The following is a 24676-nucleotide window of genomic DNA, read 5'->3' on the forward strand; positions in this document are numbered from 1 at the left end:
GTTCTTTTGTCATAAATCGTTTTTATAGTATAATGAAGCATAATCTATTCAAGAGGGTGACAGATATGAAATGCCCAAAATGTAGTGCCACACATTCACGTGTGGTAGATTCAAGACATGCTGATGAAGCTAACGCAATACGTAGAAGACGTGAATGTGAGAATTGTGGGACAAGATTTACAACATTTGAACATATTGAAGTGAGTCCACTTATTGTGGTCAAAAAAGATGGCACACGTGAACAATTTTTAAGAGAAAAAATATTAAATGGTCTTGTAAGATCTTGTGAAAAAAGACCGGTTAGATATCAACAATTGGAAGACATTACTAATAAAGTAGAATGGCAATTACGCGATAAAGGTCATACAGAAATTTCATCTAGAGATATAGGTGAACATGTAATGAATTTGCTCATGCATGTAGATCAAGTCTCTTATGTACGATTTGCGTCAGTATATAAAGAGTTTAAAGATGTGGATCAATTATTAGCATCGATGCAAGGTATTTTGGATGATAACAAACGGAGTGATTCATAAATGAGTTTTAAATCTTATGAGTATGGTTTAAGTCCACACGATGGATTTAAAGTATATCGACATTTTTTCTTTAATCATCAACAATTAGAGATATTAAATCGATTGTACATACCGTTAATTGGCTTTAAAGCTATTGGTGTATATCATTTCATGAACCAATTTATCGATGAAGTTGAAGATACTATTCTCACACATTACACTATCATGAATGAGCTTAAAATAAATTTATTAGAATTCCGTGAATATATGGATTTACTTGAAGGCATTGGGTTAATTAAAACATTTGTAAAACATGATAGTAATCAGTCATTGTTTATATATGAATTGATTCAACCTCCAACGGCATACCAATTTTTTAATGATCCAATGTTATCTATATACCTATACAATGAAGTTGATAATCGAAGATATAAAGATTTAAAAGCGTATTTTGAAAAAGATGAACCAGATTTAAAAGAATTTCAGCAAGTAACGCGCAAATTTACTGATGTATTCAAAGTTCCACATAAAAATATATCTATTGATGCTTCAACAATTCAAAAGGAAAATCATTCAGCTACTATAGATTTAGATAATGAATCATTTGACTTTGATATGTTGCGAGATATGTTACAACATCATTTTATAAGTGGAGAAATTATTACTAAAGAGGCAAAACAATTAATTTTACAATTGGCTACTTTATATGGGTTAACGCCTACTTCTATGAAACGAATCATTCTTAACTCTATCACACAAAATCAAACGTTATCATTTGAAGAGATGAGAAAACAAGCAAGGTCTCATTACTTAATTGAGCATCAACAACAGCTTCCTAAGTTACAAACTAAAGCTAATCCTTCTAATCATTTAGAACAATCACAGCGTTCAAATGAGACTACTGATGATATAAAGGAAAGTGATAGTTGGTTTAAGTTATTAGAAGACACAAGTCCTATTGATATGTTAGCGTCTTGGTCAGAATCAGAACCAACTTTAAAACAAAAAAGAATGGTAGAAGAGTTAATAGAGCGTGAAAAATTGTCATTTGGTGTAATTAATATTTTATTACAATTTGTAATGCTTAAGAATGAGATGAAACTTCCTAAATCCTATATATTTGAAATCGCTTCAAATTGGAAAAAGTTAGGTATTAAAACTGCACAACAAGCATATGATTATGCGCTGAAAACAAATCAACAAATCAATGATAATATAACTAAAAAAACAAAACGTCAATATAAACAACGTGACGTTGCATCAATAGAAAAAACACCAAAATGGTTAAAAAATAAAAATCAACAAGATGAAAAACCAAACAATAATGATGCGCAATTTGAAAAAGATAGAGAAGCGTTTCGTGCTCAATTAGAACAAGATTGGGAGGATTAGATGAAACCATTTAGTAAACTTATAAAAAATCAAGATAATTTAAACAAAAGAATTGCTAAAATAAAACATCAAGTCATTAATGATTCTGATGTTAAGCAATTTTTAAATCAACACCAGTCAGAACTTACTAATGAAATGATTGATAAAGATTTAAATGTACTTCAAGAATATAAAGATCAACAAAAACACTACGATGGTCACGATTATGCACACTGTCCAAACTTTGTTAAAGGTCATATTCCAGAATTATATATAGAAAATGAGCGTATTAAAGTTCGTTATCGATTATGTCCTTGCAAAATTAAATACGATGAAGAACGTTTAAATTCACAACTCATTACTGCTCATCACATGCAACGAGATACGTTAAATGCAAAAGTTAAAGATATTTATACCAACGATAGAAGTCGACTTGAAATAGCTATGGAAGTTAACGATATTTGTAAAAAGTTAGTTAACGGTGAACGCGTTAAGGGTCTTTATATACATGGCCCTTTTGGAACAGGCAAATCTTTTATTTTAGGAGCTATCGCAAACCAGCTTAAGTCAAAACATGTGCCATCTACAATAGTATATTTACCTGAATACATTCGTATACTCAAAAGTGGTTTTAAAGATGGAAGTTATAATGAAAAGTTAGAGCGTATACGAGAAGCAAATATATTAATGTTAGATGATATCGGAGCTGAGGATGTCACAACGTGGGTAAGGGATGAGGTGATAGGTCCCTTATTACATTATCGTATGGTTCATGAATTACCAACATTCTTTAGTTCAAATCTAAATTTGGAAGAATTAGAACATCATTTATCTATATCAAACAAAGGGGCAGAAATAACGAAAGCTGCTCGAATTATCGAACGTATCAAAAGTTTAGCAAATGAATTTTATTTAGATGGAAAAAATTTACGAAATAATTGAAATTTACAATGTGTGATGTATAATAAAGATAAATCTAAATCGTTGAAATAAATGAAGATATGATAATTTAATCTCTATCATACAGCAAGCCAACAATTGATGAGAATTTGGTTGATATATTAAATTATTACTCCTTCATATTTAGATGCTGGTAATCAGTATCCGGCTCAAGACCGTTATCTTATGAAGAGATATCTAGAATACATCTAGATAACTAGGGTGGTACCGCGACGAACTCGTCCCTTTTATAGGGAGGAGTTTTTTTATTTTCTTCAGCGATCATAGAATAAAATTTATGGAGGGTTTCGATATGGAACAAATTAATATTAAGTTTCCAGATGGCAATTCAAAATCATTTGACAAAGGAACTACTACAGAAGGCATTGCACAATCAATTAGTCCTGGACTTCGAAAAAAAGCAGTAGCAGGAAAATTTAATAATCAACTCGTTGATTTAACTCGTCCACTTGAAGAAGATGGGGCAATTGAAATTGTTACACCTGGTAGTGATGAAGCTCTAGAGGTATTACGTCATTCAACTGCTCATTTAATGGCTCAAGCATTAAAACGAATTTATGGAGATGTTAAATTCGGTGTTGGTCCAGTGATTGAAGGCGGTTTTTACTACGACTTTGACATGGATAAAAAAGTATCATCAGATGACTTTGAAAAAATCGAAAAAACAATGAAACAAATTGTTAACGAAAATTATAAAATTGAACGTAAAGTGGTTTCTCGTGAAGAAGCAAAAGATTTCTTTAAAGATGATCCATATAAATTAGAATTAATAGATGCAATTCCTGAAGATGAGAATGTAACATTATATACTCAAGGTGAATTTACAGATTTATGCCGTGGTGTTCATGTGCCATCAACTTCAAAAATTAAAGAATTTAAACTTCTTTCTACTGCAGGTGCATATTGGCGTGGGGATAGCGACAATAAAATGTTACAACGTATATATGGTACTGCTTTCTTTGATAAAAAAGATTTAAAAGCACATTTAGACATGTTAGAGGAACGTCGTGAACGTGATCATCGTCGTATTGGTAAAGATTTAGAATTATTTACAAATAATCAACTTGTTGGTGCTGGTCTTCCACTATGGTTACCAAATGGTGCAACAATTCGCCGTGAAATTGAACGTTATATTGTAGATAAGGAAGTAAGCATGGGATATGATCATGTATATACTCCAGTTCTAGCTAACGTTGAACTTTATAAAACTTCAGGTCATTGGGATCACTATAGAGATGATATGTTCCCACCAATGAAATTAGATGAAACTGAAGAAATGGTATTACGTCCAATGAACTGTCCACATCATATGATGGTTTATAATAATAAACCACATTCTTATCGTGAATTACCAATTCGTATTGCTGAATTAGGTACTATGCATAGATATGAAGCAAGTGGTGCAGTATCAGGCTTACAACGTGTAAGAGGTATGACTTTAAATGATTCTCATATCTTTGTACGTCCTGACCAAATTAAAGATGAATTCAAACGCGTTGTTCATATGATACAAGATGTTTATGAAGACTTTGGTTTTGAAGATTACACATTCAGATTAAGTTACAGAGATCCTGAAGATAAAGAAAAATATATGGACGATGATGACATGTGGAATAAAGCTGAGTCTATGCTTAAAGAAGCAGTAGATGAAATGGGCTTACCATATGTTGAAGCTATTGGAGAAGCAGCATTCTATGGTCCTAAATTAGATGTTCAAGTTAAAACTGCAATGGGTAAAGAAGAAACTCTTTCAACTGCACAACTTGATTTCTTACTACCTGAACGATTTGATCTTTCTTATATTGGTAGTGATGGTGAAAATCACCGACCTGTTGTTATTCATCGTGGCGTAGTTTCAACTATGGAACGTTTTGTAGCTTTCTTAACTGAAGAAACTAAAGGTGCTTTCCCAACATGGTTAGCTCCAAAACAAGTTGAGATTATTCCAGTAAATGTAGATTTACATTACGACTATGCGAGAAATTTACAAGATGAATTAAAATCTCAAGGTGTTCGTGTAGAAATTGATGATCGTAACGAAAAAATGGGCTATAAAATTCGAGAGGCACAAATGCAAAAAATTCCTTATCAAATTGTAGTAGGAGATAAAGAAGTTGAAAACAACGAAGTAAATGTTCGTAAGTATGGCTCACAAGATCAAGAAACAATAGAAAGAGATGAATTTATCTGGAACTTAGTAGATGAAATTCGTCTAAAAAAACGTAGATAGTCTTGATAAAATAATATCCTTAATGTATATTACAAAGTAGTTAAATAAAAATGAGTTAGAGGTTGCATCTTTAAAAAGTAATACTTCAGAAGTTGATATGGAACGTATGTTGAAAGTATGAAAGGTAAAGATGCCGAAACAAATGATAACCATACTTATGATTTGTTGGGACAGTTATCGAATAGAAACTGTACTGTCACAGTTTGTGATGTGCTACCGATATAGATTAAGTAATGGGTGCATATCTTAACGGTATGTACCTATTTTTTAATTTGTAATTTGATTTACATATCATTTATAAAAATTAAATATGTTAATTATCTTCACATAACAAATAAATACTTAGCTAACCTCTACATTAAGAAAGGGAGCTTATATGAGTAAAGTTGAAAATCAAGATAGCGGCATGAAGAGAGGGTTAAAAGATCGTCATATCTCTATGATTGCAATGGGAGGCTGTATTGGTACAGGCCTATTTATGACATCAGGTGGTGCTATTCACGATGCTGGTGCATTAGGTGCGCTTATTGCATATGCAATTATTGGAGCTATGGTATTCTTTTTAATGACTTCTTTAGGAGAAATGGCTACGTATTTACCTGTTTCAGGTTCATTTAGTACCTATGCAACACGATTTGTAGATCCATCATTAGGATTCGCATTAGGTTGGAACTATTGGTTTAACTGGGTAATTACTGTAGCGGCAGATGTAACTATTGCAGCGCAAGTCATTCAGTATTGGACACCTATGGCAGGGATACCAGCATGGGTATGGAGTTGTATCTTTATAGTTATTATTTTCGCATTAAACTCTTTATCTGTAAGAGTATATGGTGAAAGTGAATATTGGTTTGCACTTATAAAAGTGATTACAGTAATTATTTTTATAATTATTGGTATTTTAACTATATTAGGAATTATGGGTGGACATTTTGTAGGATTTGAGACATTTACTAAAGGTGATGGGCCAATCCTAGGTGGAAATCTTGGCGGTAGTTTACTTTCAATCCTAGGTGTATTCTTAGTTGCTGGTTTCTCATTCCAAGGTACTGAATTAATAGGTATTACTGCTGGAGAATCTGAGAATCCAGAACGTGCTGTCCCAAAAGCAATTAAACAAGTTTTTTGGAGAATATTATTATTTTACATCTTAGCCATCTTTGTTATTGGTATGTTAATTCCTTATAATAGTAATGCTTTAATGGGTGGAGATAACGATGTTGCAACATCTCCATTTACGCTTGTCTTTAAAAATGCAGGCTTAGCATTCGCTGCTTCATTTATGAATGCAGTTATTTTAACTTCAGTATTATCAGCTGGTAATTCAGGGATGTATGCATCAACACGTATGTTATATTCAATGAGTAAAGATAAATTAGCATTCGCTTCGTTTGGTAAAACGAATAAACACGGCGTGCCATATTTATCATTGATTGCTACTGGTGTACTTGTAGTCGTTATTTTCTTAGTACAAAAATTAAGCGGAAATGCTTATGAATACATTGTAGCTGCCAGTGGTATGACAGGCTTTATTGCTTGGGTAGGTATTGCAGTAAGTCACTATCGCTTTAGACGAGCATTTAATGTTCAACATCATCGCAAATCAGAATTGAAATATAAAGCAAAATGGTTCCCATTCGGTCCAATATTTGCAGGTATATTGTGTGTGATTGTGATTGTTGGACAAGATGTGGATTTCATTAAAACAGGGCACTTTGATCTTAATCGATTTATTATTACGTATATGGGTATTCCAGTATTTTTAGTATTCTTTATTTATCATAAATTAAGATATAAAACTAAAAAAATACCTCTTGAAGAAGTTGATTTAAGCCAAGATGTCTCAATGAATGAAGTAAAACATCACTAATTTCAAAAAACAATTGACATGCTTAATAAAACTTGATATGATTAGTATCGTTGATTACGAAACGAACCAAGTAGAAACACCCGTTTCTCACCTGTAGCGACGCAAAAAGCTGTTGGCAGGTTAATCATGTCACACAATTATTGTGTATGAGTGAAGAGCGGGCAAATATTGTCCGCTCTTTTTGCTTGGGAAAATTTCGTAAAATTTTGGGAGGTGTCAACCATAGCAAAAAATCAAACGCAAGTTAACGAAAAAATTCGCGCAAAAGAATTACGTTTAATTGGCCAAAATGGTGACCAAATTGGTGTTAAATCTAAAAGAGAAGCTCTTGAGATGGCTGAAAGAGTTGAATTAGATTTAGTAGTTGTTGCACCAAATGCTAAACCGCCTGTTGCAAGAATTATGGATTATGGTAAATATAAATTCGAACAACAGAAAAAAGAAAAAGAAATGAAGAAAAAACAAAAAGTTATCAATGTTAAAGAAATTCGTTTAAGTCCAACTATTGAGGAACACGATTTCCAAACTAAGTTGAAAAATGGACGTAAATTCTTAACTAAAGGTGACAAATGTAAAGTTTCTATTCGTTTCAGAGGTCGTGCAATTACACACAAAGAAATTGGTCAACGTGTTTTAGAAAAATTTGCAGACGAATGTAAAGATATTGCCACTGTTGAACAAAAACCTAAAATGGAAGGGCGCCAAATGTTTATTATGTTAGTGCCTGTAAACGAAAAATAATTTACTTTTATTAGGAGGAAATGAATCATGCCAAAAATGAAAACTCACCGTGGAGCAGCTAAACGTGTTAAAAGAACTGGTTCAGGTCAATTAAAACGTTCTAGAGCTTTCACATCTCACTTATTTGCAAATAAAAATACTAAACAAAAACGTAAATTACGTAAAGCTAAACTAGTATCTAAAAGCGATATGAAACGCGTAAAACAATTATTAGCTTACAAAAAATAATTAATATTACTTTCGAACGATGATAAAGCGATATATTTAAGGAGGAATTTAACATGCCACGAGTTAAAGGTGGAACAGTAACAAGAGCACGTCGTAAAAAAACGATTAAATTAGCTAAAGGTTACTTCGGTTCAAAACATACATTATATAAAGTAGCAAAACAACAAGTGATGAAATCAGGTCAATACGCATTCCGTGACCGTCGTCAACGTAAACGTGATTTCCGTAAATTATGGATTACACGTATTAATGCAGCTGCACGTCAACATGACATCAGCTATTCTCGTTTAATGAACGGCTTGAAAAAGGCTGACATTAACATTAACCGTAAAATGCTTTCTGAAATTGCTATTTCAGACGATAAAGCTTTCGGTGAATTAGTATCAAAAGCTAAAGATGCTTTAAAATAATTCATATTTAAAAGCCAATAAGGTAACTATAAAACCTTATTGGTTTTTTTTATTTACTTTTATTCATCAAATATTCTTTAATAGAATTATGATAAGTAAACGAACCAGTTAAATATCATTGTGATTTAAATCATTGGTTTGTTAAACTATTAAAAAAAGAATATTAATTTCAAGGAGTTAACTATGTCTAAATTTGATGAACAAATCATCGTCGTATCAAGAGAATTATTATTTGATAATGAAAAAAATGCATTTAATGGATTCTTATCGAAAAACGATGGTCAAGGTGAAGAAATATTTAATACGTTTAAAAATTATGAAGTAAAAAGACGTGGAGATATGGAAGAAGATCCATCTTATAAACAACTTATTTCATATTGTCTTTTAGAAAATGAAAATGATGAAATCTTAGTATATCAACGTTTAAGTGGTGGCGGAGAAGAACGCTTACACGGACAGTCTTCAGTGGGTGTTGGTGGACATATGAATAATGTTGTTGGCGCAGATTCAATTAATGAAGTTTTAAGAGTGAATGCACAAAGAGAACTTAATGAAGAAGTAGGATTATCTGAAGATAGATCTCAAAATATGGAATATATTGGTTTTATTAATGATGATACTAATGCAGTAGGTAAAGTTCATATAGGTGTTGTTTTCAAAATTAAGGTGAAATCTAGTGATGTAGAAGTTAGAGAAACCGACACTTTAAAAATTAATTGGGTATCACAAGATGAAATAAATGATTTAAATCATTTTGAATCATGGAGTGCGTTAATTTTAAAAGATTTAAAATAAAGGGGGCTCAATATGTCTGATATTATCCCTTTTCCTCAATCAAAGCAAAAATTATATCATAATATTTTAAATGCACAACAACAAAATAAATATAAAGAAATGTATCAATTGTTTGATATATATGAAGCCTCATTCGAATTAGATAATCAATTATCTTTGATTAAATGTGACATGTTAAATGAATTAGGGTTATATTTAGAATTAAGAGAAGAAGCAATTATTTTCTTAAAAAAAGGTATACCTCATTACGACGAACTGATTATTTTCTATATTAAAGCATTAATAGGTTTAAATCAGAATTATGAAGCAATTGAAGTCATTAATCAAATCATTAACGAAGTGAAAGAACATAAAACTAGAATGGCACTCTTTCCATTAAAAGAATATGCACAATCTAAATTAGATGAAGACAAGAAACTTTCTAGTCAATTATTATCAGAATTTACTAGTTTAGATTTAAATTGTCAAACTAAATTAATGATTAAACTCATTGATAACGGACATTATGAATTCAGAAAGACGGTTGCTTTTTTATTATCTAATCAAGTAGAATCTTATAATTTGAAAAGTCTCATGCTTGAGTATTTACGTTTTTCAAATTATGATAGTGAAATAAAAATTGAGAAGTATGGTTATGAAGTCAACATCCTACCTACAACATTAAAAGGTTTAGAACACACAGATATGAAAACTACTGTTATTCCCAAAGTTCTCGATAGATTAGAAAATGGAGCTTTGAATATACAAAATGAAGCTCAGTATGTGATGAATAATCATTCAATAAAACTATATCCACTTGATATATTTTCACTTTTTAATGAAGAAGATTGGATAATAGCTTATGATGTTTATTTTAAGTCAATGATTGGTATAGAAGTAAGTGAAGCAAATCAAGAATTATTAGCATTAATTTATCAGTTAGATAATTAAATGTGAGCAAATCATTTTAGTTTACTTAAATGATTCTGTAAAGTTGAATTATTATTTAAAATCGCCTATAAAACATTGTTTGTGTCCATATTGGACCTATGATATAATAGGGAAGTTGAAAAAATTAAAAATGTAAGCATGGAGGTATTTATACATGACAGCAACTTGGGAAAAAAAAGAAGGTAACGAAGGTTTATTAAAAGTTACTGTTCCAGCAGAAAAGGTAAATAAAGCATTAGATCAAGCATTTAAAAAAGTGGTTAAACAAATTAACGTGCCTGGTTTCCGTAAAGGTAAAGTGCCTCGTCCAATTTTCGAACAACGTTTTGGCGTTGAAGCATTATATCAAGATGCAGTAGATATTCTTTTACCTGAAGCTTATGGTGAAGCCATTGAAGAAACTAAAATCAATCCAGTCGCTCAACCTGAAATTAATGTAACTCAAATTGAAAAAGGTAAAGATTTCGAATTTGAAGCAACAGTGACTGTTGAACCTGAAGTTAAATTAGGAGATTATAAAGGTCTTGAAATTGAAAAACAAGATTCTGAATTAACTGATAAGGATTTACAAGATGCAATTGATCATAGTTTAGGTCATTTAGCTGATATGGTTGTTAAAGAAGATGGTGCAGTTGAAGAAGGAGACACTGTAAATATTGACTTTGATGGTTATGTAGATGGCGAACAATTTGAAGGTGGCCAAGCTGATGGTTATGATTTAGAAATTGGTTCAGGTTCATTTATTCCAGGATTTGAAGATCAATTAGTAGGTGTTAAAACTGGAGAAGAAAAAGATGTTGTTGTAACATTCCCAGAAGAATATCACGCTGAAGAATTAGCTGGTAAAGAAGCTACATTCAAAACTAAAGTAAATGAAATTAAATACAAAGAAGTACCCGAATTAACTGATGAAATTGCAAATGAATTAGATTCAGATGCTAATTCAGTAGATGAGTATAAAGAAAACTTACGCAAACGTTTATCAGAAGAAAAAGCACAAGATGCTGAAAATGTGGAAAAAGAAGAAGCAATTAATAATGCAACTGAAAATACAACAATTGATATTCCACAAGCTATGATTGACACTGAATTAGATCGTATGGTTCAAGAATTTGGTCAAAGAATCCAACAACAAGGTTTAGACTTACAAACTTACTTCCAAATTTCTGGTCAAGATGAATCTCAATTAAGAGAACAAATGAAAGACGATGCAGAGCAACGTGTTAAAACAAACTTAACATTATCAGCAATTGCAGATGAAGAAAATATCGAAGTCACAGATGAAGATATTGATAAAGAATTAGAAAAAATGAGCAGTCAATTTAATATCTCAGTAGAAGATATTAAACAAACTCTTGGTAATACTGATATCATTAAAAATGATGTACGTATTCAAAAAGTAATTGATTTATTAAGAGACAATGCTAAATATGTTGATTCAGCTAAAGACGATAAAAAAGAAGACAAATAATAAACTTTTAAATTGATATAAAGTTTAAAAAATAAGTAGCAGGTGCATCATTATATGTATCTGCTACTATATGTTTTAAGCATTTTAGTTGTTAACTATCAATTTGCATTGTAGAATGCTATCTAGTACAGTCGTTTAAGGATAGAGGTGTAAATGAATGTTTAAATTTAATGAAGATGAAGAAAATTTAAAATGTTCTTTCTGTGGTAAGGACCAAGATCAAGTTAAAAAATTAGTAGCAGGCAGTGGTGTATATATTTGTAATGAATGTATCGAACTATGTTCTGAAATTGTTGAAGAAGAATTAGCTCAAGCTACTTCAGAAGAATTTACTGAATTACCGACGCCTAAAGAAATTATGGACCATTTAAATGAATATGTTATTGGCCAAGAAAAAGCTAAAAAATCTTTAGCAGTGGCAGTTTACAATCATTACAAACGTATTCAACAATTGGGCCCAAATGAAGATGATGTTGAGTTACAAAAAAGTAATATCGCCTTAATTGGACCAACGGGTAGCGGTAAAACTTTACTTGCACAAACACTTGCTAAAACATTGAATGTACCATTTGCTATTGCAGATGCAACAAGTTTAACTGAAGCAGGTTATGTTGGTGATGATGTTGAAAATATTTTACTACGTTTGATTCAAGCTGCTGATTTTGATATTGATAAAGCAGAAAAAGGAATTATTTATGTAGATGAAATTGATAAAATTGCTAGAAAATCTGAAAATACATCAATTACGCGTGATGTTTCTGGTGAAGGTGTGCAACAAGCATTACTTAAAATCTTAGAAGGTACAACAGCAAGTGTACCCCCTCAAGGTGGCCGTAAACATCCTAACCAAGAATTGATTCAAATTGACACAACTAATATTCTATTTATATTAGGTGGTGCGTTTGATGGTATTGATGAAGTAATTAAACGCCGTTTAGGTGAAAAAGTTATTGGTTTTGCTAGCAATGAAGCAGATAAGTATGATGAAGAAGCTTTATTAGCACAAATTCGTCCTGAAGATTTACAAGCATATGGTTTAATTCCAGAATTTATTGGACGTGTACCAATTGTTGCTAATTTAGAAACATTAGATGTTGAAGCGCTTAAAAATATTTTAACGCAACCTAAAAACGCGTTAGTTAAGCAATATACAAAAATGTTAGCTCTTGATAACGTTGAATTAGAATTTACTGAAGAAGCTTTGGCAGCAGTCAGTGAAAAAGCAATTGAACGAAAAACTGGAGCACGTGGATTACGATCAATTATAGAAGAATCTTTAATTGATATTATGTATGATGTACCTTCAACAAGTGATGTTGCTAAAGTTGTAGTAACTGCTCAAACAATTAATGAGGAAATCGAGCCTGAAATGTATGATTCAGAAGGGAATTTATTGAACGGTACTAAAACTTCAGCTTAATTATCAACCATATAATAAGGAAGTGGTGATAGAATTCATTTGAGTTCGAAACTGCTTCCTTATTTTTATACATATCATTTTTTTAAAATTTTAGATTTTTAAACATTTATATTATAATAAAGCAGCTATAACAATGAAGAGGTGTTTGAATATGAATATTAACCCAAATAATATAGAATTAATGATTAGTGCAGTGAAAGAAGAACAATATCCTGAAACCAATTTAACTGAAATCGCTTTAAGTGGACGTTCTAATGTGGGTAAGTCCTCTTTTATTAATAGTATGATTGGTAGAAAAAATATGGCTCGTACTTCACAACAGCCTGGAAAAACGCAAACTCTAAACTTCTATAATATTGATGAACAACTTATTTTTGTTGATGTTCCTGGATATGGATATGCAAAAGTAAGTAAATCACAGCGTGAAAAATTTGGAAAAATGATAGAAGAGTATTTAACTAAACGAGAAAATCTAGGTTTAGTCATTCAACTTGTAGATTTACGACATAATCCTACCGAAGATGATGTATTAATGTATAATTATTTAAAACATTTCGATCTGCCAACACTAGTCATTTGTACTAAGGAAGATAAAATTGCGAAAGGTAAAGTTCAAAAACATATAAAAAATATAAAACAAAAATTAGATTTAGATCCAAACGATACAATTATAAGTTACTCTTCTATTCAAAATTCTAAACAGCAATATATTTGGGATATTATTGCTAATTATATAAATTAAAAAACATATCTTATAATTAAGTGACAAAATTTTGACTTCATATTAGAATGTTTCTAATTTATTTGAGCATCAAACTTAAATTCATTCTAAAATGTGTTATACTAACGATATTGTTAGTATATGGAGGGCGTTATAAATGCATTTTATTGCTATTAGCATAAATCATCGTACTGCTGATGTAGCTTTAAGAGAGCAAGTTGCTTTTAGAGATGATGCCTTACGATTAGCCAATGAAGATTTATTCGAAACTAAAGCAATTTTAGAAAATGTAATATTATCGACATGTAATCGTACAGAAGTATATGCTGTAGTGGATCAAATTCATACAGGACGATATTATATTCAACGATTTTTAGCTCGTTCATTTGGATTTGAAGTAGATGATATTAAAGCAATATCTGAAGTTAAAGTGGGGGACGAAGCAGTAGAACATCTATTGCGTGTAACTTCAGGTTTAGATTCAATTGTGTTAGGAGAAACACAAATTTTAGGCCAAATGCGTGATGCATTTTTCTTAGCGCAAGATTTAAAAACAACTGGAACTATCTTTAATCATCTATTTAAACAAGCAATTACTTTTGCTAAAAAAGCACATAATGAAACAGATATCGCAGATAATGCTGTAAGTGTTTCATATGCTGCTGTGGAATTATCAAAAAAAGTATTAGGTAAATTAAAAAATAAACATGCTGTTATTATTGGTGCAGGCGAAATGAGTGAATTGTCGTTATTAAATTTACTCGGCTCAGGCATTAATCATATTACAATTGTAAATCGAACAGAAAGTAAAGCTAGAATTTTAGCTGAAAAACACCAAGTTAGTTATGATAAGCTAGAATCTTTACCTAGTTTATTAACTTCAACTGATATTGTTATTAGTTCTACTAGTTCACCAGATTATATTATTACTAAAAGTATGATTAATCAGGCACTATCATATAGAAAATCTAAATTATTATTATTAGACATTGCAGTACCACGAGATATTGAACCATGTCATAATTTAAGTGATGACGTATTTAATTATGATGTAGATGATTTAAAAGGTTTAGTTGATGCTAATTTAAAAGAACGACAAATAGCGGCTGAAGCTATTTCTAATGAAATTCCTACTGAAATTAAAGTACATAATGATTGGGTAAATATGTTGGGTGTAGTTCCTGTAATAAGAGCTTTACGTGAAAAAGCAATGACTATTCAAGCTGAAACAATGGATAGTATCGATAGAAAATTACCGAATCTATCTGAACGAGAACGAACAGTCATTTCTAAACATACTAAAAGTATTATTAATCAAATGTTGAAAGATCCAATTAAACAAGCTAAGGAATTGAGTAACGATAAAAAAAGTAATGAAAAATTAGAGCTATTTCAAAATATATTTGATATTGAAGCCGAAGATCCTTACAAAGCAGTGAAAGAACGTAAAAAAGAAAAGGAACTTTCAGTACGACATATCTTTAGTTTTGAATAAGCATATTAAAATGGTGATAATATGCAAGAAACGCTATTTATTAGATTTCATGAAATTATATTAATTGTATATTTAATTAGCATTCTTTGTTATTTTATAGACTTTGTTCGGAAGAGTCATAAGATTAGAGTACTTGGAATTTATGCCTTAGGGATTGTTTGGTTTTTACAAACAATCTCTTTGTCTATGTATATTACTTCGCATAGTGATGTATTGTTTAATTCCATATTTGATGTTTTTTTCTTCTTGTCATGGATGATTATTTCTATTTCTTTAGTTTTAAATATTATTAAAGTTCTAAGTTTTTCTGTGTTTTTTTTGAATGTAATTGGATTTATCTTATTAACGATGAATACATTTAGACCTGAACACTATACAAACAGTATACAAAGAGTACAAGTTATAAATGAATTATTACTTGTACATGTAGGGCTTGCAGTATTGAGTTATGCTTTTTTTGCACTTGCATTTGTAAATGCATTGCTATATATCATTCAATATAAAAACCTTAAAGAAAAAAACTTTAATCAGAAATATTTTAGAATTGGCAGTGTAGCAACTCTTGAGAAAATTATATTTTTTTCAACTTTGGGTGGTTTAGTGATATTAATATTGAGTGTAATTTTAATTGCTCAATGGGGGATCTATGCGGTTGGTGTATCAATATTTAAAGATCCGAAGGTTATGTTGTCTGTCATTATTACGCTTCTTTATACAGGATATATCGTTATGTATTTAAAAAAGAAAATCATCTCAATTAATTTAATTTATTTTAATATTATGATATTTTGCCTATGTATGGTGAATTTATTCTTCACTACTCATTTTAATTAAAAGAAAACTTATGTAGGAGGCCTTGTTTATGCGTAAATTAGTTGTGGGTTCACGTAGAAGTAAACTTGCTTTAACACAAAGTAAACAATTCATTGATAAATTAAAAGCCATTGATCCATCTTTAGAAATCGAAATTAAAGAGATTGTCACAAAAGGAGATCGAATTGTGAATCAACAACTATCTAAAGTTGGAGGAAAAGGCCTATTTGTTAAAGAGATTCAAAATGAGCTATTTAACAACGATATCGATATGGCAATACACTCATTAAAAGATGTTCCTAGTATTATTCCAGAAGGTTTAACATTAGGTTGTATTCCTGATAGAGAAATACCATTTGATGCCTATATTGCCAAAAATCATGTACCATTAGAAGAACTTCCTAAAAATAGTATAGTTGGTACAAGTTCATTAAGAAGAGGGGCACAAATATTATCTAAATATCCTCATCTAAAAATTAAATGGATTCGTGGTAATATTGATACACGTTTAAATAAATTAGAAACAGAAGATTATGATGCGATTATTTTAGCAGCAGCAGGACTCAAACGTATAGGTTGGTCTGATGACGTAGTAACAACTTATTTAGATAAAGACACATTACTACCTGCAATCGGTCAAGGTGCTCTTGGTATTGAGTGCCGTAGTAACGATATTGAACTTCTCGAGTTACTTCAAAAAGTTCACAATAATGAAGTTGCAAATTGTGTAACGGCCGAACGAACATTTTTAGCTGCTATGGATGGAAGTTGTCAAGTTCCAATTGGTGGATATGCGAATTATAACAATAACAATGAAATTGAGTTTACAGGCTTAATCATGACACCAGATGGTAAGGAACGTTATGAACATACTGAAGTAGGAACTGACCCTGTAAAATTAGGGAACAAAGTAAGTGAGATACTTAAAGAACAAGGTGCGTATGAAATTATAAGAAAATTAAACGAAGAAGCATCACATTAATACTAAATCTTAGTAGAGGTGTTACAGTTAGATGAAACCAGTGATAGTTATGACGCAAACGAGTAAAGTACAGAGTGATATGGTAGAAGTCATTCATAAGCCATTTATTAAAATTCAATCACTTGAATTTGATACTCAACTCTTGCATGATAATTATGACTGGCTTATTTTTTCTTCAAAAAATGCCGTACATTTATTTTATAAATATTTAGAGTACGTGAATGTAAAACATATTGCAGTAGTAGGCGCTAAAACTGCGCAGTTATGTAAACAATTAGGTATAAATATAGACTTTATACCTAACGATTATTCTCAAGAAGGTTTATTAGAAGGATTAAATCTAGAAAAATCTTCTATTTTAATTCCGAGCAGTGCACAGGCAAGACCAAAATTGCAACAAACACTCGCTGAACATAATAATGTAGTGAAAATTGACTTGTATACGCCTATAGCGGATAGAGAGAATATTATTGAAGTTATCAATCTAATTCAACATAATCAAGTTGAAGCATTAACATTTTCAAGTTCATCTGCAGTGCGTTATTATTTTAGTGAGGCATTTCCTAAGCATTTTAAAAATTACTATGCTATAGGTCAACAAACTGCAAATAGCATTAGAGCCTATGGTTATGAACCTTATATTGCAGATAAACAAACTTCTGAAGCATTAATAAACACATTTTTAGAAAGTAGGAATAAATAATGAAATTCGATAGACATAGAAGATTACGCTCTTCAGCTACAATGAGAAGTTTAGTAAGAGAAAATCATGTTAGAAAAGAAGATTTAATTTATCCAATCTTTGTAGTAGAAAAAGATAATGTTAGAAGCGAAATTAAATCGTTACCTGGTGTATATCAAATAAGTTTAAATCTATTAGATGATGAAATTAATGAAGCATATGAGTTAGGTATTAGAGCGATTATGTTCTTTGGTGTACCTAATGAAAAAGATGATGTGGGTTCTGGTGCATACGATCATAATGGCATCGTTCAAGAGGCAACACGTAGAGCAAAAAAACTTCATAAAGATTTATTAATCGTTGCTGATACTTGTTTATGTGAATATACGGATCATGGTCATTGCGGTATCATTGATGAACATACGCATGATGTTGATAATGACAAATCTTTACCATTATTAGTTAAAACAGCAATTTCTCAAGTCGAAGCTGGCGCTGACATTATTGCTCCAAGTAATATGATGGATGGTTTTGTTACCGAAATTCGACAAGGTTTAGATGAAGCTGGTTATTATAATATTCCAATTATGAGCTATGGCATTAAATATGCTTCTAGTTTCTTTGGACCATTTAGAGATGCTGCAGATTCAGCTCCTTCATTTGGAGATAGAAAAACGTATCAAATGGATCCAGCTAATCGTTTAGAAGCACTAAGAGAATTAGAAAGTGACTTAAAAGAAGGCGCGGACATGATGATTGTCAAACCAGCTTTAAGTTATTTAGATATTGTTAGAGATGTAAAAAATAACACTAATATTCCTGTTATTGCTTATAATGTTAGTGGTGAATATGCTATGACTAAAGCAGCATCTCAAAATGGTTGGATAGATGAAGAACGTGTGGTTATGGAACAAATGGTATCAATGAAACGTGCGGGCGCAGATATGATTATTACTTATTTCGCGAAAGATATTTGTCGTTACTTAGATAAATAATGGTTAAGGAGGAACAAGTTAATGACTTATGAAAAATCACAAGAAGCAATGCGCATTGCTGAAACACTTATGCCTGGCGGTGTCAATAGCCCTGTAAGAGCATTTAAATCAGTAGATACACCAGCAATTTTTATGGATCATGGTGAAGGTTCAAAAATTTATGATATAGATGGCAATGAATACATTGATTATGTATTAAGTTGGGGACCATTAATTTTAGGTCATAAAAATAAACAAGTCATTAGTAAATTACATGATGCTGTAGATAAAGGTACTAGTTTTGGTGCTTCAACACTAGAAGAAAATAAATTAGCTGAACTTGTTATTGAAAGAGTGCCTTCAATTGAAAAAGTAAGAATGGTTTCTTCAGGTACTGAAGCTACTTTAGCGGCATTAAGACTGGCTAGAGGTTACACTGGTAAAAATAAAATTGTTAAGTTTGAAGGTTGCTATCACGGACATAGCGATTCATTGCTTATCAAAGCAGGTTCAGGTGTAGCAACTTTAGGTCTTCCAGATTCACCAGGAGTACCTGAAGGCACAGCTAAAAACACAATTACAGTGCCTTATAATGATTTAGATGCGATTAAAGTAGCATTTGAAAATTATGGAGATGATATTGCTGGTGTGATAGTAGAACCAGTTGCAGGAAATATGGGCGTTGTACCTCCTAAAAAAGGTTTCTTAGAAGGATTAAGGGAAGTCACTAAAGAATATGATTCTTTACTTATCTTTGATGAAGTCATGACAGGTTTCCGTGTAGGGTATAACTGTGCTCAGGGTTATTTTGGTGTGACACCAGATATCACATGCCTAGGAAAAGTGATTGGCGGTGGTTTACCTGTAGGTGCTTTTGGAGGCAAAAAAGAAATTATGGATAAAATTGCCCCAGTAGGTAATATTTATCAAGCGGGAACTCTGTCTGGTAATCCTTTAGCAATGACAAGTGGTTATGAAACACTAAGTCAATTAACGCCTGAATCATATGAGTATTTCCAAAAATTAGGCGATATATTAGAAAAAGGACTTAAAGAAGTATTTGCTAAACACAATGTTCCTATTACAGTAAATAGAGCTGGTTCTATGATTGGTTATTTCTTAAATAAAGGACCTGTAACCAACTTTGAAGAAGCGAATCAAAGTGATTTAGAGCTATTTAGTAATATGTATAGAGAAATGGCTAAAGAAGGTATATTTTTACCACCTTCCCAGTTTGAAGGAACATTCTTATCTACCGCACATACCAAAGAAGATATTGAAAAAACGATTCATGCTTTTGATAATGCATTAAGTAGAATTGTTTAATATTTAAAAGTTAATATAATAAAAGTGGAACAAAGATGAGATAATATCATCGTTCCACTTTTTTTAATTTAAATGCTTTTACTCTAGAAAGAAGTGATGATTTTTGAGGCGAATTTGGCTAAATAATATTATATTATTAATAATAGCGATGATCATGAGTTTAATATTAAAATTATCTCATATGCTTTTACCCTTTATGTTTGGGCCCATTATAGCCTCAATTATTGTGGTTAAAGTACTAAAACTAAATATTAAATGGCCTTTTTGGATTAGTCAGATTGGCTTAATATTACTTGGAGTACAAATAGGATCTACGTTTACGTCACAAGTCATTAACGATATCAAAAATGAGTGGTTAACCATTGTGACGGTGACTGTTTTACTCATCACGTTATCATTATTGATTGCTTATTTTTTCAAAAAAATTGCAAGAATTAATACTGAAACTGCTATCTTGAGTGTAATACCTGGTGCTTTAAGTCAAATGTTAATTATGGCTGAAGAAGATAAAAAAGCGAATATCTTAGTAGTAAGCTTAACCCAAACTTCTAGAGTTATTTTTGTAGTCGTACTTGTACCACTGATTTCTTTTTTATTTAGCAATTCATCATCAAGTGAAGAGATGATTCATAAAGCTACACCATTAACAAAAGCTTTAAATGTGCCCCAAATTGCCTTAATTATGATTAGTATAGCTTTTGTTTATTTCTTAATGTCAAAAATAAATTTTCCAACAAAACAATTACTCGCTCCAATTGTCGTTTTAATTGTTTGGAACTTATCAACTCATCTGATTTTTACTTTAGATAATTATATTCTTGCTTTTGCACAAGTGATTTATATGATTAGAATTGGTTTACAAATTGCACATTTATTAGGTGATTTAAAAGGTCGCATTGCTATAGCAATTATGTATCAAAATATAAGTTTAATTTTAGGGTCATTTTTGATGGTCTTTATGGTTCATTTGTTTACTCATAATTCATTAAACGAATTATTTTTAGGTGGAGCTCCTGGAGGTATGAGTCAAATTGTGCTAGTTGCCATAGCTACTGGTGCAGATGTTGCTGAGATATCAAGTTTTCACATCTTTAGGATATTTTTTATATTATTTTTAGTAGCACCAATAATTAATTACTTTTTAAAACGTAAAAAAAGTGATAATCAATCATAAGGAGTAGAACTACGAATTCAAAATAATCTGTTCTACTCCTTTTAATATTTAATGATTAGGTTTTGAAGGACATCCTTCTAAGTGAGCATCATATAGACCAGCCGCTTCCATAAAAGAGAATACAGTCACAGGTCCTAAAAATTTAAAACCATAAGTTTTTAAATCTTTTGAAAGTTGTTTTGCTCTTTCATCAACTGTGATACGTTCTGAAGGAGTTTTATAGTGCAAATCAATGGGATGTCCATCAACATATGACCATAAAAACTTACTGAAGCTACCATATTCTTTTTCAATTTGTAAATAACCCTTAGCTTGAGATACTATGGCTTCTAATTTCTTTCTATTATGTACGATATTTGGAAAGGTCATTAAAGCATTAATATCTTTCTCTGTCATTTTAGAAATTTTTATAGGATCAAATTGATGAAATGCTTTTTCATAAGCCTCTTTCTTTTTTAATATAGTTAACCAAGATAAACCAGCATGTTGAGATTCAAGTGCAAGTAATTTGAAAAGTGAAAGACTATTAAAATCTGGTTGTCCCCATACTTTATTATGATAATCTAAATAAATAGGGTCTGTAGTTCCAAAGGCACATGCGTTCATAAATATTCCTCCAAAAGATTGACTTATCATTGTTTTCTATTATACTATTAATTAGTAATTAAATATATTTTTTGGGAAGAGTACGTTTGATACTTATCAAAGAGAGCATATGGACGGTGTAAATATGTATAATGATCAAACTGAAGGTAGCCCACAAGTTCTTTTATTGAATACACATATAATAGTAGATAGAAGCGTGTATGAGCGTTAATCATAAATAAGTGCAAGAAGATATGAAGGTATCGTCTTGAATTTAGGTGGTACCACGGAGCATCCGTCCTATATATTAGGAAGGATGCTTTTTTATTTTAGGAGGTTATTTCAATGAAAATGGAATCAAAGTATAATCCTCGTGAAGTTGAAGCGGGGCGTTATGAAGAATGGGTAAAAAATGAATACTTTAAACCTCTAGAAGATGAATCTAGAGAAGCATATACAATTGTTATTCCACCACCGAATGTGACTGGTAAATTACATTTAGGACATGCTTGGGATACAACATTACAAGATATTATTACTCGAATGAAACGTATGCAAGGATACGATACGCTTTATTTACCTGGTATGGATCATGCGGGTATTGCCACACAAGCTAAAGTAGATGCTAAATTAAAAGAACAAGGTATTTCTCGTCATGATATAGGACGTGAAAAATTTTTAGAACATGCTTGGTCTTGGAAAGAAGAATATGCATCTTTTATTCGTAAACAATGGGCTAAATTAGGCTTAGGTCTTGATTATAGTAGAGAACGTTTTACTCTTGATGACGGCTTAAGTAAAGCGGTTAGAAAAGTATTTGTTGATTTATATAATAAAGGAATTATTTATCGTGGAGAGCGAATTATAAATTGGGATCCAGTCGCACGTACAGCATTGTCAGATATAGAAGTGATTCATGAAGATGTGCAAGGTCATTTTTATCATTTTAAATATCCTTATGCTGATGGTAATGGATATATTGAAATTGCCACAACTCGTCCTGAAACAATGCTAGGGGATACTGCTATAGTCGTTAATCCAAATGATGAACGTTATAAAGATGTCATCGGAAAAAAAGTGATTTTACCAATTATAGGTAGAGAATTACCAATTTTAGCAGATGAGTATGTTGATATTGAATTTGGTAGTGGCGCTATGAAAGTTACACCTGCACATGATCCTAATGACTTTGAAATTGGTCAGAGACATCATTTAGAAAACATTATCGTAATGGATGAAAATGGAAAAATGAATGACAATGCATCTCAGTATGCTGGTTTAGACCGTTTCGAATGTCGTAAAAAATTAGTAGAAGATTTAAAAACTCAAGATTTAGTGATTAAAATTGAAGAACATATGCATTCTGTAGGTCATTCAGAACGTTCTGGTGCAGTAGTAGAACCTTATTTATCTACACAATGGTTTGTAAAAATGAAACCACTTGCGCAACAAGCACTAGATAATCAAAAAACAGATAATCGAATTGATTTTTATCCACCACGTTTTGAAAATACATTTAATCGTTGGATGGAAGAAATTAGAGATTGGACTATTTCTAGACAATTATGGTGGGGTCACCAAATTCCAGCTTGGTATCATAATGAAACAGGTGAAGTATATGTTGGAGAAGAAGCGCCTGCTGATATCGAAAATTGGACTCAAGATGAAGATGTATTAGATACATGGTTCTCAAGTGCGTTATGGCCATTCTCAACTTTAGGTTGGCCTAATGAAGAAGCAAAAGATTATCAACATTACTATCCAACGAATGTTCTTGTAACTGGTTATGATATTATCTTCTTCTGGGTAGCAAGAATGATTTTCCAAGGATTAGAATTTACTGGTAAACGACCATTTAATGATGTACTTCTTCATGGTTTAGTAAGAGCTGAAGATGGTCGTAAAATGAGTAAATCACTTGGTAATGGTGTAGATCCAATGGATGTCATCGAAAAATACGGAGCAGATAGTTTACGCTACTTCTTAGCAACTGGTTCTTCTCCAGGTAATGACTTACGTTATTCTACCGAAAAAGTTGAATCTGTATGGAACTTTATTAATAAAATTTGGAATGGCGCTCGCTTTAGCTTGATGAATATTGGAGAAGACTTTAAAGTGGAAGACATTGATTTATCTGGTAATTTATCTTTAGCGGATAAATGGATTTTAACACGACTAAATGAAACAATAGAGACCGTTACTAATCTGAGTGAAAAATATGAATTTGGTGAAGTTGGACGTGCTTTATATAACTTTATTTGGGATGAATTCTGTGATTGGTATATTGAAATGAGTAAAATACCAATGAATGGTGAAGATGAAGCTCAAAAACAAACAACACGTTCTGTTCTAAGTTATACACTTGATCAAATAATGAGAATGCTACATCCATTTATGCCATTTGTAACTGAAAAAATTTGGCAAAGTTTACCGCATGAAGGAGAAACAATTGTAAAAGCAGCATGGCCGACAGTTAAAGAAGAGTTTGTGTTTGATGAAAGTAAACAGACAATGGAACAATTAGTTGAAATTATTAAATCTGTGAGACAATCACGCGTAGAAGTCAATACACCACTTTCTAAATCAATCCCTATTCTCATTCAAGCTAAAAATGAAGAAATTAAAACAATCTTAGAAAAAAATGCTGATTATATTCATAGATTTTGTAATCCAAGTGAATTAACCATTGATACAAATGTAGATATTCCTGAAAAAGCGATGACAGCGGTAGTAGTTGCTGGTAAAGTAATTTTACCGTTAGAGGGACTTATTGATATGGATAAAGAAATTGAACGTTTAGAGAAAGAGTTAGACAAACTTCAAAAAGAGTTAGACCGTGTTGATAAAAAATTATCAAATGAGAATTTTGTTAATAAAGCACCTGAAAAGATTATAAATGAAGAGCGCGAAAAACAACAAAAATATCAAGAAAAATATAATGGTGTTAAAAACAGAATTGAACAATTAAAAGCATAGGAGAATT

General features: G+C 31.3%; 22 protein-coding genes, 1 riboswitch and 2 other annotated features. Of the genes, 21 read left to right on the forward strand and 1 reads right to left on the reverse strand.

All coding sequences use genetic code 11. The features are described from left to right. The first annotated feature begins 65 nt into the window (after positions 1-65). From nrdR to HMPREF2953_RS05175, 20 genes are all read left to right on the forward strand, one after another. Entirely contained in the window at positions 66-536 is a 471-nt protein-coding gene (gene nrdR, locus HMPREF2953_RS05080; RefSeq protein WP_017176137.1) for a transcriptional regulator NrdR, read from the forward strand. Then, complete coding sequence (locus tag HMPREF2953_RS05085) at positions 537-1907, forward strand: replication initiation and membrane attachment family protein (RefSeq protein ID WP_070672133.1); 1371 nt, start codon at positions 537-539, stop codon at positions 1905-1907. It abuts the gene before it with no gap. Beyond that, entirely contained in the window at positions 1908-2828 is a 921-nt protein-coding gene (gene dnaI / locus HMPREF2953_RS05090) for a primosomal protein DnaI (RefSeq protein ID WP_070672135.1), read from the forward strand. A 310-nt stretch (positions 2829-3138) separates the two neighbouring features. Then, positions 3139-5076, forward strand: a complete 1938-nt coding sequence (thrS, locus tag HMPREF2953_RS05095) for a threonine--tRNA ligase (protein WP_070672136.1) — start codon at positions 3139-3141, stop codon at positions 5074-5076. Between the two features lie 48 nt (positions 5077-5124). Continuing rightward, positions 5125-5300: riboswitch (Lysine riboswitch) on the forward strand. A 152-nt stretch (positions 5301-5452) separates the two neighbouring features. Continuing rightward, positions 5453-6946, forward strand: a complete 1494-nt coding sequence (locus HMPREF2953_RS05100) for an amino acid permease (protein ID WP_002448996.1) — start codon at positions 5453-5455, stop codon at positions 6944-6946. 62 nt (positions 6947-7008) lie between these two features. Then, positions 7009-7136, forward strand: a sequence feature (ribosomal protein L20 leader region). Between the two features lie 23 nt (positions 7137-7159). Further along, complete coding sequence (gene infC / locus HMPREF2953_RS05105) at positions 7160-7687, forward strand: translation initiation factor IF-3 (RefSeq protein WP_070672436.1); 528 nt, start codon at positions 7160-7162, stop codon at positions 7685-7687. A 27-nt stretch (positions 7688-7714) separates the two neighbouring features. Continuing rightward, the gene (gene rpmI / locus HMPREF2953_RS05110) at positions 7715-7915 is read left to right on the forward strand and encodes a 50S ribosomal protein L35 (RefSeq protein WP_002448990.1); all 201 of its coding nucleotides are present in this window, start codon (positions 7715-7717) and stop codon (positions 7913-7915) included. Positions 7916-7968: 53 nt separating this feature from the next. Further along, complete coding sequence (rplT, locus tag HMPREF2953_RS05115; RefSeq protein ID WP_002448983.1) at positions 7969-8325, forward strand: 50S ribosomal protein L20; 357 nt, start codon at positions 7969-7971, stop codon at positions 8323-8325. Positions 8326-8508: 183 nt separating this feature from the next. Continuing rightward, positions 8509-9120: an NUDIX domain-containing protein gene (locus HMPREF2953_RS05120; protein ID WP_070672138.1), complete on the forward strand. Its 612-nt coding sequence runs from the start codon at positions 8509-8511 to the stop codon at positions 9118-9120. 12 nt (positions 9121-9132) lie between these two features. Further along, positions 9133-10050: a hypothetical protein gene (locus HMPREF2953_RS05125; protein WP_070672140.1), complete on the forward strand. Its 918-nt coding sequence runs from the start codon at positions 9133-9135 to the stop codon at positions 10048-10050. A 154-nt stretch (positions 10051-10204) separates the two neighbouring features. After that, entirely contained in the window at positions 10205-11521 is a 1317-nt protein-coding gene (gene tig, locus HMPREF2953_RS05130; RefSeq protein WP_070672142.1) for a trigger factor, read from the forward strand. A 157-nt stretch (positions 11522-11678) separates the two neighbouring features. Then, entirely contained in the window at positions 11679-12941 is a 1263-nt protein-coding gene (gene clpX / locus HMPREF2953_RS05135; protein WP_002448985.1) for an ATP-dependent Clp protease ATP-binding subunit ClpX, read from the forward strand. Positions 12942-13092: 151 nt separating this feature from the next. Further along, the gene (yihA, locus tag HMPREF2953_RS05140) at positions 13093-13683 is read left to right on the forward strand and encodes a ribosome biogenesis GTP-binding protein YihA/YsxC (protein WP_002448982.1); all 591 of its coding nucleotides are present in this window, start codon (positions 13093-13095) and stop codon (positions 13681-13683) included. Positions 13684-13819: 136 nt separating this feature from the next. After that, a complete protein-coding gene (gene hemA, locus HMPREF2953_RS05145) occupies positions 13820-15157 on the forward strand; it encodes a glutamyl-tRNA reductase (RefSeq protein ID WP_070672143.1) in 1338 nt (445 codons plus the stop codon). A gap of 21 nt (positions 15158-15178) precedes the next feature. Next, a complete protein-coding gene (gene ccsA / locus HMPREF2953_RS05150) occupies positions 15179-15991 on the forward strand; it encodes a cytochrome c biogenesis protein CcsA (RefSeq protein ID WP_049335976.1) in 813 nt (270 codons plus the stop codon). Between the two features lie 28 nt (positions 15992-16019). After that, a complete protein-coding gene (hemC, locus tag HMPREF2953_RS05155; protein ID WP_049335978.1) occupies positions 16020-16952 on the forward strand; it encodes a hydroxymethylbilane synthase in 933 nt (310 codons plus the stop codon). A 31-nt stretch (positions 16953-16983) separates the two neighbouring features. Then, positions 16984-17655: a uroporphyrinogen-III synthase gene (locus HMPREF2953_RS05160; RefSeq protein ID WP_002448958.1), complete on the forward strand. Its 672-nt coding sequence runs from the start codon at positions 16984-16986 to the stop codon at positions 17653-17655. Further along, positions 17655-18629 carry a porphobilinogen synthase gene (hemB, locus tag HMPREF2953_RS05165; RefSeq protein WP_002455232.1) on the forward strand — a complete coding sequence of 325 codons (975 nt, stop codon included), beginning with the start codon at positions 17655-17657 and terminating at the stop codon, positions 18627-18629. The genes HMPREF2953_RS05160 and hemB overlap by 1 nt, the downstream gene beginning before the upstream one ends. Positions 18630-18650: 21 nt before the next feature. Further along, complete coding sequence (gene hemL, locus HMPREF2953_RS05170; protein WP_002455233.1) at positions 18651-19934, forward strand: glutamate-1-semialdehyde 2,1-aminomutase; 1284 nt, start codon at positions 18651-18653, stop codon at positions 19932-19934. Positions 19935-20037: 103 nt separating this feature from the next. Further along, positions 20038-21108, forward strand: a complete 1071-nt coding sequence (locus HMPREF2953_RS05175) for an AbrB family transcriptional regulator (RefSeq protein WP_070672145.1) — start codon at positions 20038-20040, stop codon at positions 21106-21108. Between the two features lie 48 nt (positions 21109-21156). On the opposite strand, the gene HMPREF2953_RS05180 is transcribed toward HMPREF2953_RS05175, so the two are convergent. Continuing rightward, positions 21157-21714, reverse strand: a complete 558-nt coding sequence (locus HMPREF2953_RS05180; protein ID WP_049335986.1) for a DNA-3-methyladenine glycosylase I — start codon at positions 21712-21714, stop codon at positions 21157-21159. Positions 21715-21772: 58 nt separating this feature from the next. After that, positions 21773-21999: a binding site (T-box leader), on the forward strand. Positions 22000-22038: 39 nt separating this feature from the next. Here HMPREF2953_RS05180 and HMPREF2953_RS05185 point away from each other — a divergent pair. Next, on the forward strand, positions 22039-24669 hold the full coding sequence (locus HMPREF2953_RS05185) for a valine--tRNA ligase (RefSeq protein ID WP_070672148.1): 2631 nt from the start codon (positions 22039-22041) through the stop codon (positions 24667-24669). Positions 24670-24676: the final 7 nt, after the last annotated feature.

This window comes from Staphylococcus sp. HMSC072E01, assembly GCF_001814125.1.
GTDB classification, from domain to species: Bacteria; Bacillota; Bacilli; order Staphylococcales; family Staphylococcaceae; genus Staphylococcus; species Staphylococcus hominis.